A 14,732-nucleotide genomic window follows, 5' to 3' on the forward strand; every position below is an offset into this window, starting at 1 on the left:
GGTTGCGGTTTCAGGCCTGGCGGCGGCGACCGGACAGGTCGATCACGGTCGCGCCCGAGGTCTCGGGCTCTCCGGCGGCGGTGCCGGTGGCGGTGGGGTCGTGGAAGTCGCCGAGCCCGGGCAGCGGGCGGATCCGCTTGAGCTCGTCGTCGTTGAGCGGGGAAATGCGGCCGAAGCGGGCGCGGCCGCCGGCCACCTGGACGACGTCGCCCTTGCCCATGGCGCGCAGCCGGTTCGGGGGCAGCAGGTACTGGTCGCCGGACTGGACGTTGCCCTCGTCGCCGTCCTTGTTCCCGCCGATCAACTTCCGGCTCAGCTCGAACTTCGGGCGGGTGCCGTAGATCTTCGACAGCGTCTCCGGGTCGGTCGTGCGCCCGATCAGGCTGCCACCCGACGCCGCGGCGACCAGGGCGGCACGGTTGTCGTCGTCGTGCCCGAGTCCCTGCCAGGACTGCGCGATCCACCAGGTGCCGATCCCGGCCTTCCGGAGCCGCTCGACCCACTTCACCGCGCGGGTCTTGCCGTCCGACACTGCGGAGAACTCGTCCACGACCATCAGCGAGGTGCGGCCGTGCTGCTTGTCGGCGAGCTGCTCGAACATGGTGCCGAGCGCGCCGAACTGCGCCCTCGCGCGATCGGGCGTCTTCACGCCCTCCAGCACGATGTAGAGCACGTCGAAGTCGGTCAGCGCCTTGGTGCCGTCGAAGGCCTCGCCCAGCGAGCGGTAGAGGTTGGCGAACTCCGCGCGCGCGGAGTTCATGACCGGCTGCTTGCCGTCGAGGGTGGAGGAGATCTCCATGTCCACGCCCATGACCCCGGCCCACGGCCCGTCGTCGCGGGCCCCGCCCCATAGCTGGGCCAGCCGGTCGGCGTCCATCCGCGACAGGAACTCCACCCACGACCGCGGCGGGTTCTCCCCGACCGGGGTCGGCACCCCGTCGATCAGCTCCACCCGCTCCGGGGCGTCGACCACGAGGTGGATCAGGGTCTCGCGGATCTCGTGGAAGTACTTCTCGGTGTCGGTGCTCGGCGTGCTGCCGCCGGAGACCATGGCCGAGAGGATCGAGCGCAGGTCGTCGCGGCTGGTGCCCTCCCACAGGGCCAGGTCGGTGGTGTCGGGGAAGATCCCGAACCGCTCGGGGCGCACGCCGAGCGCGGTGAACCACGTGCGGACCCGCGCGGCGACCTTGCGGGACTCCGGGCCGCCGTTGCAGTCCACGATGATCGCCAGCGGGCGCCCGGGGCGGCCGTTGAGCCGCCACCATTGCCGGTGCCGCATCCAGGTGGCGACGTACCAGGCCACCAGCACCCGCAGCATCAGCGTGGTCTTTCCCGAGCCCGAGCTCGCGACGGTGGTCATGTGCTCGGCGATGTTGATCAGCGGCAGGATCAGCCGGGTCTCGGTGCGCCGGGCGAGCTGGCGCAGCACCGACGAGGGCGGGGCCTGGTCGTGCTCGGCGGCCAGGCGCCCGATCACCGGCTCCGGGTTCCGCCCGCTGGTCGTGAACGGCAGCTTGCGGCGGGACAGGCGAGCCGCGGCGCGCTGCTCGCGCTGGGCCTGAGCGTGCAGGGCCCGCTCGGTGCGGGCCGGGGAGCCGAGCCCGACCGTGGCCAGTTGCACCCGCTGGCGGGTGAACACCAGCGTGGCGGTCAGCCAGGCGGCCGGGACCAGCAGCACCGTCATCCCGAACATCCCGGTGACGTACTGCCCGGCCATGAAATCGACCGCGGCGGCGGAGAAGTCCCGGACCGGCTCGACCGCGTCCCACGCGAACAGCGCGGCCGCCCCGGGCATCGCCACGATGCTGGCGAACAGCCAGTTCCGCAGCCTCGCGGGGCGCCAGGCGAGCATGGTGGCCGGGACCAGGATGGCCAGCACCATCACCAGCACCGAGACCACGACGGCCGCCGCCAGCAGCCCGGTGCCGGCGACCCCGGCCCACGTCCAGGCGGAGAAGTCGGGCAGCCATCCGAGCGGGTCCTGGCGCAGGCCGACCGGGGGCATCGTCGGATCAACGTGGATCCCGGGCGCCGGCGCTTCCGCCGGGACCGCGGCCTGCTCCGGCGTGGGCACCAGCGGCAGCTGCGCAGTCTCGATCGCCGGACCCGCAGCCGGGGCTGGGGTCGGGGCGTAGGGGTTGCAGTCGTTGGTGGTGAGGATCGGAGTGCACATGCCTCAGCCCGCCTTTCCTTCGTTCGGGTCGGTGACCTGGGGGATTTCGTGATCAGAGGCCCCGCCCTCGATCACCCGGAGCCCGGGTCGCGGGGGCGACGAGGACAGCTCGGCGTCCAGATCGCGCAGCCGCACCTTTGGACCGCTCGACAGGTCCAAAGACGCTGCGGCATCTGTGGTTACGGCCTTCACCGCGTCGCTGCGGCAGTAGTAGACGAGCGACTCGCACTCGGCGCGCTGCGCGGCCCTCACCGCCGCCGCCATGGCCTTGCGGGCGGCGCCCAGGTTCTTCGGGGTCAGCTCCACCTCGACCGCCCACCACTGCCCGGCGTCGGTGAGGAAGCGGCCGTCGTGGATGTGCGGGCGCGCCACCCCGGCCTTCGTGGGGCCGACCTCCGCGCGTAGCGACCGCTCGGAGATCCAGCGGTCCAGGTCCAGCCCGACCAGTGCCAGGCGCAGCTCCAGCACCGCGCGGGTGTGGGCGGCCATCTTCGGCGTCGGCAGCCACGCCTGGGTCGCCCGCCCGGTCAGCGCCTCGACCGCGGCCCGGGTCGGGAACACCCACGGGCGCCCCGGCACCGGGGTCACCCGCTGCTTGGCCAGCATCTGCGCCTCGGTCCAGTTCCGGGCCACCCGCGCCGCCCGATCCACGGTCACGCCGAGCATCCGGGCCAGCACGTCCATCGGCGCGCCGTACATCTCGGCCAGGATCGTCAGCGCGGTCATGTCACGCGGCCCGAGCCGGGTCATCGCTCCACCTCTCGTTCGGAATTCCGCGCCGCGCGGGTTAGGGCGTTGCCGCCCCGGTGCGCCGCCAGCGCGCTGGACTTCTCGGACTTGCGCTCCTGCACCGGAGCTCCGGAACCGAGCCACTGGCCCGGACGGCGTCCCGGGGTGCGCACGACCTGCGCCGGGGTCGCGTCCACTCGGATCCACCGGTCGGCCTCACCGCGGCGGCGCGCGGCCTCGGCCAGGTGCGGCAGGTCGGTGACCGGGACCATCACGCCCTCGGGCTCGGCCGGAACCGGGCTCGCGGTCGCGGCTTCGAACGCCGCGCGGCTGTTGCGCGTGCTCGGGCGGCTCATCGGTCGAACCCGTCCCGCTCGTGCGAGCGCCGGGCCAGGGCGTTGCGACCCCGGTGCGCCGCCAGCGCGGACTTCTTCACCACCGGGGCCGGGGTCGGAGTGGGCTCGGCCAGAGCCGCGCTCCACTTGTCCTCGCCCTCCGGCGCCGCCGCGGCGGTGTTCCAGCCCGGCCCCGGATCCCAATCCGCCTCGTTCTCCAGCTCGGCGCGCGAGATCCCGCGTCGCTCCGCCGCCCGCAGCTGCCGCTCCCGCGTCGCCGCCGCCAGCGCCTCGCGCTGCGCCGCAGACACCGGCCGCTTCGGCACGGCCTTGCGGGCGTCGTAGAGGAACGCCTGCTGCTCGCGGCCGTGCCAGCGGTGCGGCACCGTGGCCGCCACGCCCTGACCGGCCGGGCTCAGCCCTTCGGCCTGCAGCTGGCGGCGCGTGCGCAGATGCGCCGGCGCCGTGCCCCACGCGTAGGACTCCGGCTCGCCGCTCACCGCTCCCACCCCGCCGGGGTCGGGATCGACTGCTGCACCGGAACCCGCTGCACATGCTGGCAATCGGCCCACGCGACCTCGTCGGCGCGGCAGATGTTCGGCGACGGCACGTAGTCCTGCTGGTCGATCCACGCCGCCGAGCACCCGACCATCCCGGCCAGCAGGCCCAGCACCAGCAGCGCGGCCTGCACCTGCGGCGGCAACGCCCGGAAAACCCCGCCCATCGCCCGGGCCGCCGCGGCGTCGGTCTTCGCGACCGGGCCGATCACCGCGACCGCCCCCGATCGGCGGCCGACTCGATACCGGTCTCGCGGTAGCCAGTCAACGCGCTGACCTGCTCGCGCTGCGGCTGCGGGCATTCCTGCACGAGTTCGGCGCAGTCACGCGCCAACCGCACCCACTCCAACGGACCGCTCATCGACCCGGCGGCGTACTTCAGCCTCTGCTGCGCGGCCTTGACGTTCACCGAGCCGTACTCCTCGGGGAAGGCCTTGTCCTCGCTCCACTGATCGAACCGCCCCGCCTCCGCCGGGCCCTGAAGCGCGCCGTACCGGGCACCCAACGCCTCGACCCGACGCTTCAGCAGCTCCTGCTCGCGCAACACAGCGTCCAGCTCGTCCAGCAACTCGACCGGATCGTTGAACTCCGGCTCTCGCTGCGCGCTCACCGCCGAACCCCCCACCGACGCGACGCCCGCCAGAACGCCACCGTAGCCAGCACCATCAGCACGAACCCGACCACCCCGGGCGCGGTCAGCAGCACGTAACCCACCGCCACCCCGGCCACCGCGAGTCCCGCCGTACGCGCCCGCATCACGCCGCCCGCCGGTCGGCGGTGCCCACGGCACCGAGAAGCGCCGCGAGCCGGTCCCGCGCGTCGCCGGAGATCGGCGGCGCCTGCGCCACGAGCTCGGCGACGTACTCGGCGACCCTGTCGGCGTCGTTCAGCTGGCCGGCCACCGGCTCCTTCCGCGCGCTCATGCCGCGTCCTCGGGTCCGGCCACGAGCACCGGCTGCACGAGGGCGAGCAGTTCGGCGTGGTTGACCCGGAGCAGGTGGCCGTTGATTCGGAACCCGCGCAGGTGCCCGGCGGAGATCCAGTTCCGGATGGTCTTGGCGTCGACGTCGACCAACGACGCGGCGGTCTTGAGGCTGATCAGCCGACGGGAATCCGCCCCGGCGACCTCACGGCTCGATTTGTGCGACACAGGCGATCACTCCTCGGTGAAGTAGGAAATGCGTTGCAATTCCGTACTTTTCGGGAAATCAACCGGCGCAATGACCGCATAGGTAGACGCATCCAGACGTCTCGAGTATCGTTAAGACGTCCCTACTCGTCCCCAAGGGGGTCGCCATGCCGAACGAACGGCTGCGCGAAGCGCTGCTCCGCAACGGACTGGATCTCGCCGAGGTCGCGACCGCGACCGGAGTCGACGAAAAGACCGTCGAGCGCTGGATCACCAAGAGCCGGACGCCGTACCCGAAGCATCGCCACAAGGTCGCTTCGATGGTCCGAGAGACCGAAAACTACCTGTGGCCGGACGCGCTGTCCCCGGAGCGCCGAGCCGAGGTGGCGGAATCCGAAGTGGTGAAGGTGTATCCCCACCGCAGCGCCATCCCGCTCGACCTCTGGACGCGGCTGCTCACGCAGGCGACCGACCGCATCGACGTTCTGGTGCTCGCCGGGCTGTTCCTCGCCGAAGAGCCGACGTTCGCGCGAACGATCAAGCAGAAGACGCGGGACGGCCTGAAGGTCCGCATGCTCTTCGGCGATCCGGATGAGGACGAAGCCGCCAAGCGCAGCGCCGAGGAGCGCCTCGCGGCCGGCACCGTTCCGGCGCGCATCCGGAATGCGCTCGCGCTGATCGAACCGCTCGCTGAGATCGACGGCGTGGAGATCCGATACCACCGGACCACGCTGTACAACTCGATTTTCCGCTTCGATGACGAGATGCTCGTGAACATGCACGTCTACGGGCAGCCCGGCGCCTACGCCCCCGCGCTCCACCTTCGACTGCTGCCTGCGGCCGACCTGTTCGAGACGTACACCACCAGCTTCGAGCAGGTGTGGAGCGAGAGCTACGAACCGAACTTCGGGAGGCCCGAATGACGCGCACCGACTACTTCCGCGACCCGAAAGCGCCGGCCCCGAACAGCGTCAAGGTGGCGGTGAGCGCGCTCGTCCAGGACGACGAGGGACGGATACTGCTGATCCGGAGGACCGACAACGGGAAGTACTCGATCCCCGGCGGCGGCCTGGAGGCCGGCGAAACCGTGGCGCAAGCCGTCGTGCGCGAGGTCCGGGAAGAGACCGGCATCGAGGTCAAGGTGACTCAGATGGTCGGCGTCTTCTCCGATCCGGATCACGTCATCGCGTACGACGACGGCGAGGTTCGCCAGGAATTCTCGATCTGCTTTCGTGCCGATCCGATCGGCGGCACTCCGCAGTGCAGTTCCGAATCGTCGGAAGTTGTCTGGCTCTCGCCCAGTGAACTACCCGGGCTCGACATCCATCAGTCCATTTTGCTGCGAATTCAGAAGAGCCTCGAGGGCGCGACGGCGCCGTATTTCACCTGACCGGCGGCTGACTTCTCATCCGGCGCTCGGTGCGGTCCGCCGCACCGATCAGGCGAGGTGCTGCCTCGGCGACCGACAGCGCAACGACGTGGTCGGGGCCGTATCGCTCCTGTACTTCGGCGATTCGCCGCCGGACGTTGGTGACTTCACCGGTTGGAGTGGTGGTCATATCGGCCCACCACAGCGCGTCACGGAGGGCTGTGCCCTCGTCCGGCCAGTCGATTCTCAGCCTGCGGCGACGCGCTTCAACGCAGGCGCACGAGTGATTAGCCACAAGGCCGCACAAGCGCTCATCCGCTCCGCGGTCGTGCAGGAACACGGCGCCGTCGATGGGATGGAAGCCGAGGCGCGCCAACGTGGGCGAATAACCGATGTCGTGGAGCCAAGCTGCAGCCACTAGCAGAGCTGGATCATCTGCCACCGTCGCAGCGCGAGCCGCTTGCTTGGCCACACCGGCTACATGCGCGAGCCGACGCGGGAGGTCGATCAGATACTGGTTAGCGAGCTGCTCGGCCCAGGCTACGAACGTCGAATCGACCATAAACCAACCGTAGCGAACCTCGTGCCTTGAACCAAACAGTACGCACGCATCTTATCAGTATCGAATTTCTCCTTCGAGGACAAAAGAGCGTTCGTCCGATCGCAAATCTATCCAGTTGTTCCGATCCCTGAGCGTTGGATGTGAGGTCATGGGCAAATTCTTCAGAACATCACGCAGATCACTTCGCGTTGCCATGAGGTTGTACCGAATCCAGTCGGTGGCGTCACCCCACGCTTCGAGGTCCATCAGACTGCTTCCCAATGTGCGGGGCGATTCCCCACAAAGCGCCCACAAAAATGGGTAAAAACAAATTTCGGCAATGACATTATAGTGTTGCCTAAAGCCAAGCACCTGGCTCATCCAATAACCACTTGATATCCGACACCTGCGATGATTGATCAACGCGACCCTCAATTGAAGGCCAGGTGGCATCCTGATTTCACCATCCCCCAGTAGATCGTCGAGGAACTGCTCGTTGATGTGCTTGAGCGAGGGCGTAAGCGCCGCCATCCCATGCAGCACCGATCGGGCTACGCGACCGGGCGCTACCGAGACAGCGGGAACTCGGTCGCTCCGCGGCCAAGCAAAATGCCGAGATTCGAGGCGATTTATCCTACCCATGGAGGTGGCGAATGCACCGTAGGCATCGTCGTACCTACCGGCAATTCCATTGCAGGACTGACACAGGGTCTTGAGCCACAGACCGCCCTCTTTCGGAGAGTCCTGGAGCATCACACCGCCCTCCACAAACGGACGCATGCGCACAACTCGACCCGCTCGGTTCCCAACGCATTTAGGCGGGATATGCGCCTTTGTGAGATGGGTAGAACTCCGACAGAGAAGACATAGGATGCCTGCACGTGGCGCCGATCCTATGTAGCTTCGCTGCGATTTCACGACTCAACCCAGTCTCGACTCAGTGCAAGCCCTCAATTCTCCGCCGCAAGAAGAAGTCCGATGCGAAGCTCGACCAAGAATTCAATCGACTTCCTGCGCATAGTCAACAACGATCTCGATGATACCTTGCACGGCCTCGCTACAATTCGTAAATAAGATCCGATCCAGCCACACTTCGTTCTCTCGAACGGCTTTTACCAGCATGGCATGCACAAACGACTGCGTTGCGAAGTCAACTGCATCAAAGTCCAGAGTCACTTCGTCACCGCGATCAAGGCTAGGAATGAGCAGCTCATCGCGGATCTTTGCCGCAGCATCTTTATTCTCCGCAAAGGAACCCGCAAATTTATAAACTCTTATTTCACTCACGAGAACCTCGCCTTTCTCTTGGCCTTCTTTTGCTCCTTAATTCGCACACCGTATACGTTTCGGATCTCTGACAGAAGATCGTTGAACTTGATTTCTGGGCGGACCTGAATGTCGATACCAATCGCAGTACCTGGATAATATTCGCCCGTATCTCTCCAAAGGACTTTGTCGGTATCGAGCGAGGGCTGGACAGCTACATCACCGACCTCAGTTCGCCGAAGCTTCATTGCCGACTCACCACTGACAGCTACCATGTGACAGCGAGCCATGGTTGCCATTGCCTTCATGAAAAAGAGTCCAGCTCCCCCATTATTTTCATTACCGCCAAATTTGCTGGTGGCGCCGGAGATGCCGGGCTCAAAGGCTTTCACTATCGCAGCTCGATCGTCAACGGCGGGATGAAACCTGGTGATAGAATTCCGAATTCCGATCCCATGGTCCGCCACAGCAACAGCAAGTCGACCATCACTTTTCACCACCTGTGCCGCCACGTAAGCCTCATGTGGCGGCCCCGAGTGCTCAAGTGTATTTCTAACCAACTCCGCGAGCACGTATCGAATAGTCATTGACTCTTCCGGACCCGCATGAAGTAGAGGAATTACATCAGTAATAAATTCACTTAGCTCTTCCCCGTTTGAAATCTTGGTCACCGAAATGAAGCGTCCAGCGGGTTCATGCTCCCGTACCGAATTAACACTTTCAACCCCGATGGCGTCAAAAAGTTTCATACGTTCCAGGTAGCGAAGACTGGCGGTGTTTTGATCGTTGATGATCGAAACCGAGCCACCATTCAACCTCGCCCTGGCTGCCATGGAAGCTGTCATGCACAGGACAAGTGGATGGACACTGAAAAAACCTTGGCTCAGATCGAAAGTGAAGTCTTTGCGCCCATCGTCTTCCCGCGCTCGCAAGAACCTTTCGATATCTGCGAGGTACGCGCGATTCGGAAGCTTCAAATACATAGTGCGACCCCTCCGATCCGTTGCTTCATATCGGGCTACGCCTCGTCTGCCTGGGCTTCCAGTCCGGCCCTAAGCCTTCCGCGCAGACGCTAATCCGCTGCGGAACTCGACCATGACTCGTATCATGCCAGAACCTCTACCCACGCCTGCTACCTGGTTCGTTGTCAGGTTGCCTGACAACGGCACCCCTCCGCGTTCCGCCACGAAGCAACGTCAAGGCGAAGGCGAGACGTACTCACACCGCAGGTCGGACACCTTGGCGATGTGCTCGTAGTCGTGGTCGGCGGCAAGCACGGTCGCATCGTTGACGATGGCGTAGCCAGCGATGAGGACATCGAGGGATCCGGCCGCCCGGACAAGCCCCGAGTTCCACAGTGCCGCCTGGATATCGAGCACGAGCGACTCCTCGGGCGCGTGCTCGAGCGGGAACCCGAGTGAGATCCGCTCCCGGTAACGCGCGTGCTCCTCGGGAGTCCGCGCACTGTGGCAGAACTCGAGCACTTGCGGCGGGCAGGTGACGAACAGGTCGGACGGCGCCCGCTCGATGCGGCGCAGCCGGGCAGTGATACCCGGATCCCCCGTGGCCAGCCTTGCCCAGACCGAGTTGTCGACCAGGTAGTCGGTCACGCGGGCCGGGACTCGTCCGGAGAGACCACCGGCGCGCCGAGCTCGCTCTCGAGGTTGCTCAACTCCGCGATCCCGTCGATCATCGCACCCTTCTGCTTCGAGGCGATGAGCCGACGCAACGCGAGGTCCAGGACGGCTCGGTTCGATCGCTCACCCGTGAGCGCCCTGGCACGCTCGATCAACCGCGGGTCCAGATCGACGCTGGTGAGTGTCATGGCGCCCCTCCCATTACTGTTATATGAGAGATTATATACCCGATGGCGGCACGGAGCCATCTCAGCTGGTCCCGCTACTTCTTCGCAGACGCTAATCCGCTACGGAACTCGACCACGTCGCCGTCGGACATAACGTAGTCCTTCCCCTCCATCCGAACCTTCCCCGCCGACTTGGCAGCAGCCATAGACCCCGCCGCGACCAGATCGTCGTAAGCGACGATCTCCGCCTTGATGAACCCCCGCTCGAAATCCGTGTGAATCACCCCGGCAGCCTTCGGCGCGGTATCCCCCTGATGGATGGTCCAGGCGCGGGCCTCCTTGGGCCCGGCGGTCAGATAGGTCTGTAAGCCGAGCGTATGGAACCCGGCCCGCGCGAGCCCGTGCAACCCGGGCTCGGCCTGTCCGATGGACTCCAGCAGCTCCAGAGCGGACTCGTCATCGAGCTCCAGGAGCTCGGCTTCGACCTTGGCGTCGAGGAACACGGCGTCAGCGGGTGCTACGGAGGCGCGGAGCTCGGCGACGCGGGCTTCGTCGGTGAGCACCGACTCGTCGGCGTTGAAGACGTACAGGAACGGCTTCACGGTCAGCAGGCTCAGCTCGCGGAGCAGCTCGGTGTCCACCTCGGAGGCGGCGGCGAACAGGGTGCGCCCGGAATCCAAGATCTCCTGCGCCTGCTTGGCGGCGTCGGCGGCGGGTTTGCGGTCCTTCTTGACCCGCGCCTCCTTCTCCAGCCGGACGACCGCCTTCTCCAGGGTCTGGAGGTCGGCGAGGATGAGCTCGGTCTCGATGACCTCGATGTCGGCGGAGGGGTCGACGCGGCCGTCGACGTGGATGACGTCGTCGTCGGCGAAGACCCGGACGACCTGGCAGATGGCGTCGGCTTCGCGGATATTGGCGAGGAACTTGTTGCCGAGGCCCGCGCCTTCGGAGGCGCCCTTGACGATGCCCGCGATATCGACGAACGACACGGTGGCGGGCACGATGCGCTCGGAGGCGAAGATCTCGGCGAGTTTGTCGAGCCGCGGGTCGGGCAGCGGGACCACGCCGACGTTGGGCTCGATCGTCGCGAAGGGGTAGTTCGCGGCGAGCACGTCGTTCTTGGTCAGTGCGTTGAACAGCGTCGATTTTCCGACGTTGGGCAGCCCGACGATTCCGAGGGTGAGACTCACGAGGAACAGAGTCTACGCGGCGTAGCCTGTGAGCCATGCAGCCCACCTCCGAGGTGGTGACGGCACGGCCCGCGCCCGCGCTGGCCGGGTTCGTCGACCACTACCTCGGCTACCGGCAGGCCGGGTACCCGCCCGGGCTGCATCGCGGGCTGCCATCGCGGCACCTGACCTTCATCGTGGCGATCGGGCGGCGTATCGAAGTGGTGGCGCAGGCCGATCCGGGGCAGCGGCCGGGGGCGTACGGCTGCGTGCTCGGCGGGTTGCAGGCTGGGCCGGCGACCATCCGGCACGACGGCACGCAGGAGGGCGTGGCCATCGCGCTGACGCCGCTGGGGTGCCGCACGCTCTTCGCGGTGCCGGCGGGAGAGCTGTGGAGTCTCTCGCTGGAGCTGGCCGACGTGGCGGGGCCGCTGGGTGAGCGGCTCTGGATCGAGTTGCAGACAGTGCCGGACTGGCCGGGGCGGTTCGCCACCGTCGACCGGGTGCTGCGCGAACTCGCGGATCACGAACGGCGGGTCACGCCGGAGCTGGCCTGGGCTTGGCGCTCGGTGGTCCGTGGGCAGGCGCCGATCGGAACCCTGGCCGCCGACATCGGGTGGAGCAGGCAGCACCTGACCAGGAAGTTCACCGGGGAATTCGGGCTGGGGCCGAAGCTGGCGGGGCGGATCGCGCGGTTCGAGCGGGCGCGGCGGATGATCGAGCAGGTGCCGTCGCACATCTCGCTCGCCCAGGTCGCGGCGGCCTGCGGCTACTACGACCAGGCGCACCTGAACCGGGACTTCGCGGAGCTGGCGGGGTGCGCGCCCACCACCTTGCTCGACACCGAGATTCCATCCGTCCAAGACGGGACCGCACCCCTGGCGTGAAGGTGGAGCCATGAGCGAAAACACTGTTGGCCTCTGGCCCTGCCTCTCCTTCCGCGACGCGGAGAAGACCGTCGATTTCCTGGTGCGCGCCTTCGGGTTCCGCAAGGTGGCGGAGTACACCAGGGAGAACGACCCCTCGATCGTGGAGCACGGCGAACTCCGCTGGCCCGCGGGCGGCGGCATCATGTACGGCACCGCGAACAAGTCGGACGATCCGTTCGGCTCGCGTGCCACCGGCAACGACAATATCTACCTGGTCACCGACGAGCCGGACGCGCTGTTCGAGCGCGCCATGGCGGCGGGCGCGGAGCTGGTGCGCGGGCTGCGCGACGAGGACTACGGCTCCCGCGGGTTCAGCGTCCGCGACCCGGAGGGGAATCTCTGGAGTTTCGGAACCTACCGCGGGGAATGACCCGCGGGGGAACAATATGGAACAAGCAGGGGCCGGTGATCTCCCATCGGATACGTTGGCTGCTGTTTCGGCAATGGGGCTGGGCGTCGACGGGAGTGTGAGCAGATGGCGACGATCGAATATCTGCGGACGGATCCGGATCTGCCACCGGTCGGCGTGGTGGACAAACGTCCGATCACGCCGGTCAAGAAGGGGATATTCGCCGTCATCGCGGTGCTGGGCGCGGTTGCCTGGGCGATTCTCGCGATAGTCCGCGGCGAGTCGGTGAACGCGGTGTGGATCGTGATCGCGGCGGTCTGCACCTATGTCATCGCGTACCGGTTCTACTCGACCTTCATCCAGCGCAAGATCACGAAGCCGCGCGACGACCTCGCCACCCCGGCCGAGATCCTGGACAACGGCAAGGATTTCGTGCCGATGGACCGGCGGGTGCTGTACGGGCACCACTTCGCCGCCATCGCGGGCGCCGGGCCGCTGGTCGGCCCGGTGCTCGCCGCGCAGATGGGGTACCTGCCCGGCACCATCTGGATCGTGGTCGGCGTGGTGCTGGCCGGCGCGGTGCAGGACTACCTGGTGCTGTGGATCTCGCTGAAGCGCCGCGGTCGGTCGCTGGGGCAGATGGCCCGCGACGAGCTCGGGCTGGTGGGCGGTGTCGCGGCCATCGTCGGCGTGCTGGTGATCATGATGATCCTGCTCGCGGTGCTCGCGCTGGTGGTGGTGAACGCGCTGGCGGAGAGTCCGTGGGGGATCTTCTCGATCGGCATGACCATCCCGATCGCGCTGTTCATGGGGCTCTACCTGCGCTACCTGCGGCCGGGGAAGGTCGGCGAGGTCTCGATCATCGGCTTCGTGCTGCTGCTGCTCGCCATCATCTCCGGCGGCTGGGTGGCGGAGACGAGCTGGGGCGCGGACTGGTTCACGCTCGCCCCGGTGACCATCGCCTGGCTGCTCATCGGCTACGGCTTCGTGGCATCGGTGCTGCCGGTGTGGCTGCTGCTCGCCCCGCGCGACTACCTCTCCACCTTCATGAAGATCGGCACCATCGGGCTGCTCGCGGTCGGCATCCTGGTGACGCTGCCGGTGCTGCAGGCGCCCGCGGTCTCGCAGTTCGCGATCAGCGGCAACGGCCCGGCCTTCGCGGGCAGCCTCTTCCCGTTCCTGTTCATCACCATCGCCTGCGGGGCGCTCTCCGGATTCCACGCGCTGATCTCCTCCGGCACCACGCCGAAGCTGCTGGAGAAGGAGTCGCACGCCCGGATGATCGGGTACGGCGGCATGCTCATGGAGTCGTTCGTCGCGGTGATGGCGATCATCACCGCCTGCATCATCGACCAGCACCTGTACTTCGCGATGAACGCGCCGGTCGGGCTCACCGGCGGCACCCCGGAGACGGCGGCCGCCTACACCAACTCGCTCGGCCTCTCCGGGCCGCCGACCACGCCGGAGGCGCTCGGTCAGGCGGCGGCGGACGTGGGCGAGGAGAGCATCATCTCGCGCACCGGCGGCGCGCCGACGCTGGCGGTCGGCATCTCGGAGGTGTTCTCCCAGTTCCTGGGCGGCGCGGGGATGAAGTCGTTCTGGTACCACTTCGCGATCATGTTCGAGGCGCTCTTCATCCTCACCACGATCGACGCGGGGACCCGGGTGGCGCGGTTCATGCTCTCCGATTCGCTGGGCAACTTCGGCGGGGCGGCACGCAAGTTCAAGGATCCGTCGTGGCGGGTCGGGGCCTGGGTCTGCTCGGCCGTCGTGGTGCTGGCCTGGGGGTCGATCCTGCTCATGGGCGTCACCGACCCGCTGGGCGGCATCAATGCGCTCTTCCCGCTCTTCGGCATCGCGAACCAGTTGCTTGCGGCCATCGCGCTCACCGTCGTGCTCACCATCCTGGTGAAGAAGGGGCTGGTCAAGTGGGCCTGGATCCCGGCGGTGCCGCTGGTGTGGGACCTGGTGGTGACCATGACGGCGTCCTGGCAGAAGATCTTCTCCGCCGATCCCAAGCTCGGCTACTGGAAGCAGCACAGCATCTGCCAGCAGGCGCAGGAGGCGGGCAGGCTGTGCCTGACCGCCAAGACGCCGGAGAACGTGGATGCCATCGTGCGCAATACCTTCATCCAGGGCACGCTCTCGATCATCTTCGCGGTGCTGGTGATCATCGTGGCGGTGGTCGGGGCGATCGTCTGCGTGCGGGCGCTGCGCTCCGGCGGGGCGGAGACCACCGAGACGCCGGAGTGGCCGTCGAAGATCTTCGCGCCGAGCGGGTTCTTCCCGACGGCGGAGGAGAAGGAGGTGCAGCGGCAGTGGGACGAGCTGGCGGCGAAGCCGGAGCGGACGCCGGAGCCTGCGAGCTGACCGGGCGGGACG

Annotated in this window: 20 protein-coding genes; 5 read left to right on the top strand and 15 right to left on the bottom strand. The window is 67.0% G+C overall.

What is annotated here, in order from left to right:
• Nucleotides 1-10: 10 nt before the first annotated feature.
• The 8 genes from NH2_RS12550 to NH2_RS12580 all read right to left on the bottom strand — a co-directional run bounded on the left by NH2_RS12550 (nucleotide 11) and on the right by NH2_RS12580 (nucleotide 4,944).
• Complete coding sequence (locus tag NH2_RS12550) at nucleotides 11-2,173, bottom strand: type IV secretory system conjugative DNA transfer family protein (protein WP_067652924.1); 2,163 nt, start codon at nucleotides 2,171-2,173, stop codon at nucleotides 11-13.
• Between the two features lie 3 nt (nucleotides 2,174-2,176).
• On the bottom strand, nucleotides 2,177-2,923 hold the full coding sequence (locus NH2_RS12555) for a hypothetical protein (RefSeq protein WP_067652926.1): 747 nt from the start codon (nucleotides 2,921-2,923) through the stop codon (nucleotides 2,177-2,179).
• On the bottom strand, nucleotides 2,920-3,258 hold the full coding sequence (locus tag NH2_RS12560) for a hypothetical protein (RefSeq protein ID WP_067652928.1): 339 nt from the start codon (nucleotides 3,256-3,258) through the stop codon (nucleotides 2,920-2,922). Before NH2_RS12560 ends, NH2_RS12555 begins: the two co-directional genes overlap by 4 nt.
• Complete coding sequence (locus tag NH2_RS12565) at nucleotides 3,255-3,737, bottom strand: RRQRL motif-containing zinc-binding protein (protein ID WP_157103741.1); 483 nt, start codon at nucleotides 3,735-3,737, stop codon at nucleotides 3,255-3,257. The genes NH2_RS12560 and NH2_RS12565 overlap by 4 nt, the downstream gene beginning before the upstream one ends.
• Nucleotides 3,734-4,006 (bottom strand): hypothetical protein, encoded by a 273-nt coding sequence (locus tag NH2_RS30180; protein ID WP_067652931.1) that lies wholly within the window; start codon nucleotides 4,004-4,006, stop codon nucleotides 3,734-3,736. The genes NH2_RS12565 and NH2_RS30180 overlap by 4 nt, the downstream gene beginning before the upstream one ends.
• Nucleotides 4,003-4,404, bottom strand: a complete 402-nt coding sequence (locus NH2_RS12575) for a hypothetical protein (protein WP_067652933.1) — start codon at nucleotides 4,402-4,404, stop codon at nucleotides 4,003-4,005. The genes NH2_RS30180 and NH2_RS12575 overlap by 4 nt, the downstream gene beginning before the upstream one ends.
• Nucleotides 4,405-4,549: 145 nt before the next feature.
• Nucleotides 4,550-4,717: a hypothetical protein gene (locus NH2_RS29220; protein WP_169811483.1), complete on the bottom strand. Its 168-nt coding sequence runs from the start codon at nucleotides 4,715-4,717 to the stop codon at nucleotides 4,550-4,552.
• Entirely contained in the window at nucleotides 4,714-4,944 is a 231-nt protein-coding gene (locus tag NH2_RS12580; protein WP_067652935.1) for a helix-turn-helix domain-containing protein, read from the bottom strand. Before NH2_RS12580 ends, NH2_RS29220 begins: the two co-directional genes overlap by 4 nt.
• 146 nt (nucleotides 4,945-5,090) lie before the next feature.
• Between NH2_RS12580 and NH2_RS12585 the strand changes: the two genes are divergently transcribed.
• Both NH2_RS12585 and NH2_RS12590 read left to right on the top strand, forming a co-directional pair.
• Nucleotides 5,091-5,846, top strand: a complete 756-nt coding sequence (locus NH2_RS12585; protein WP_067652937.1) for a helix-turn-helix domain-containing protein — start codon at nucleotides 5,091-5,093, stop codon at nucleotides 5,844-5,846.
• Nucleotides 5,843-6,313, top strand: coding sequence for an NUDIX hydrolase (locus NH2_RS12590; RefSeq protein ID WP_067652939.1), 471 nt, complete (start codon nucleotides 5,843-5,845; stop codon nucleotides 6,311-6,313). The genes NH2_RS12585 and NH2_RS12590 overlap by 4 nt, the downstream gene beginning before the upstream one ends.
• On the opposite strand, the gene NH2_RS12595 is transcribed toward NH2_RS12590, so the two are convergent.
• The 7 genes from NH2_RS12595 to ychF form a co-directional block, all read right to left on the bottom strand.
• A complete protein-coding gene (locus NH2_RS12595) occupies nucleotides 6,306-6,854 on the bottom strand; it encodes an HD domain-containing protein (RefSeq protein WP_067652941.1) in 549 nt (182 codons plus the stop codon). The genes NH2_RS12590 and NH2_RS12595 overlap by 8 nt on opposite strands.
• 54 nt (nucleotides 6,855-6,908) lie before the next feature.
• Complete coding sequence (locus NH2_RS28740; protein WP_157103742.1) at nucleotides 6,909-7,214, bottom strand: hypothetical protein; 306 nt, start codon at nucleotides 7,212-7,214, stop codon at nucleotides 6,909-6,911.
• Between the two features lie 618 nt (nucleotides 7,215-7,832).
• Complete coding sequence (locus NH2_RS28145; protein ID WP_084505495.1) at nucleotides 7,833-8,120, bottom strand: STAS-like domain-containing protein; 288 nt, start codon at nucleotides 8,118-8,120, stop codon at nucleotides 7,833-7,835.
• Nucleotides 8,117-9,082: an ATP-binding protein gene (locus NH2_RS28745; protein ID WP_157103743.1), complete on the bottom strand. Its 966-nt coding sequence runs from the start codon at nucleotides 9,080-9,082 to the stop codon at nucleotides 8,117-8,119. Before NH2_RS28745 ends, NH2_RS28145 begins: the two co-directional genes overlap by 4 nt.
• A gap of 213 nt (nucleotides 9,083-9,295) precedes the next feature.
• The gene (locus NH2_RS12600; RefSeq protein WP_067652943.1) at nucleotides 9,296-9,709 is read right to left on the bottom strand and encodes a PIN domain-containing protein; all 414 of its coding nucleotides are present in this window, start codon (nucleotides 9,707-9,709) and stop codon (nucleotides 9,296-9,298) included.
• Nucleotides 9,706-9,924, bottom strand: coding sequence for a type II toxin-antitoxin system VapB family antitoxin (locus NH2_RS12605; protein WP_067652945.1), 219 nt, complete (start codon nucleotides 9,922-9,924; stop codon nucleotides 9,706-9,708). Before NH2_RS12605 ends, NH2_RS12600 begins: the two co-directional genes overlap by 4 nt.
• A 74-nt stretch (nucleotides 9,925-9,998) precedes the next feature.
• Entirely contained in the window at nucleotides 9,999-11,093 is a 1,095-nt protein-coding gene (gene ychF, locus NH2_RS12610) for a redox-regulated ATPase YchF (protein WP_067652947.1), read from the bottom strand.
• Between the two features lie 35 nt (nucleotides 11,094-11,128).
• Here ychF and NH2_RS12615 point away from each other — a divergent pair, with 35 nt between their 5' ends.
• The 3 genes from NH2_RS12615 (at nucleotide 11,129) to NH2_RS12625 (ending at nucleotide 14,720) form a co-directional block, all read left to right on the top strand.
• On the top strand, nucleotides 11,129-11,959 hold the full coding sequence (locus NH2_RS12615) for a helix-turn-helix domain-containing protein (RefSeq protein ID WP_067652949.1): 831 nt from the start codon (nucleotides 11,129-11,131) through the stop codon (nucleotides 11,957-11,959).
• Between the two features lie 10 nt (nucleotides 11,960-11,969).
• The gene (locus tag NH2_RS12620; protein WP_067652951.1) at nucleotides 11,970-12,371 is read left to right on the top strand and encodes a VOC family protein; all 402 of its coding nucleotides are present in this window, start codon (nucleotides 11,970-11,972) and stop codon (nucleotides 12,369-12,371) included.
• Nucleotides 12,372-12,476: 105 nt separating this feature from the next.
• The gene (locus NH2_RS12625) at nucleotides 12,477-14,720 is read left to right on the top strand and encodes a carbon starvation CstA family protein (RefSeq protein WP_067652952.1); all 2,244 of its coding nucleotides are present in this window, start codon (nucleotides 12,477-12,479) and stop codon (nucleotides 14,718-14,720) included.
• Nucleotides 14,721-14,732 lie beyond the last annotated feature (12 nt).

Origin of the sequence: Nocardia harenae NBRC 108248 (assembly GCF_001612885.1) — a bacterium.
Taxonomy (GTDB): Bacteria; Actinomycetota; Actinomycetes; order Mycobacteriales; family Mycobacteriaceae; genus Nocardia; species Nocardia harenae.

What these genes read in the sequence shown, in the direction of transcription:
- NH2_RS12550 (WP_067652924.1), bottom strand. Translation starts at nt 2,173, where the DNA reads ATGTGCACTCCGATCCTCACCACCAACGACTGCAACCCCTACGCCCCG.
- NH2_RS12555 (WP_067652926.1), bottom strand. Translation starts at nt 2,923, where the DNA reads ATGACCCGGCTCGGGCCGCGTGACATGACCGCGCTGACGATCCTGGCC.
- NH2_RS12560 (WP_067652928.1), bottom strand. Translation starts at nt 3,258, where the DNA reads ATGAGCCGCCCGAGCACGCGCAACAGCCGCGCGGCGTTCGAAGCCGCG.
- NH2_RS29220 (WP_169811483.1), bottom strand. Translation starts at nt 4,717, where the DNA reads ATGAGCGCGCGGAAGGAGCCGGTGGCCGGCCAGCTGAACGACGCCGAC.
- NH2_RS12585 (WP_067652937.1), top strand. Translation starts at nt 5,091, where the DNA reads ATGCCGAACGAACGGCTGCGCGAAGCGCTGCTCCGCAACGGACTGGAT.
- NH2_RS12590 (WP_067652939.1), top strand. Translation starts at nt 5,843, where the DNA reads ATGACGCGCACCGACTACTTCCGCGACCCGAAAGCGCCGGCCCCGAAC.
- NH2_RS12595 (WP_067652941.1), bottom strand. Translation starts at nt 6,854, where the DNA reads ATGGTCGATTCGACGTTCGTAGCCTGGGCCGAGCAGCTCGCTAACCAG.
- NH2_RS28740 (WP_157103742.1), bottom strand. Translation starts at nt 7,214, where the DNA reads ATGAGCCAGGTGCTTGGCTTTAGGCAACACTATAATGTCATTGCCGAA.
- NH2_RS28745 (WP_157103743.1), bottom strand. Translation starts at nt 9,082, where the DNA reads ATGTATTTGAAGCTTCCGAATCGCGCGTACCTCGCAGATATCGAAAGG.
- NH2_RS12605 (WP_067652945.1), bottom strand. Translation starts at nt 9,924, where the DNA reads ATGACACTCACCAGCGTCGATCTGGACCCGCGGTTGATCGAGCGTGCC.
- NH2_RS12615 (WP_067652949.1), top strand. Translation starts at nt 11,129, where the DNA reads ATGCAGCCCACCTCCGAGGTGGTGACGGCACGGCCCGCGCCCGCGCTG.
- NH2_RS12620 (WP_067652951.1), top strand. Translation starts at nt 11,970, where the DNA reads ATGAGCGAAAACACTGTTGGCCTCTGGCCCTGCCTCTCCTTCCGCGAC.
- NH2_RS12625 (WP_067652952.1), top strand. Translation starts at nt 12,477, where the DNA reads ATGGCGACGATCGAATATCTGCGGACGGATCCGGATCTGCCACCGGTC.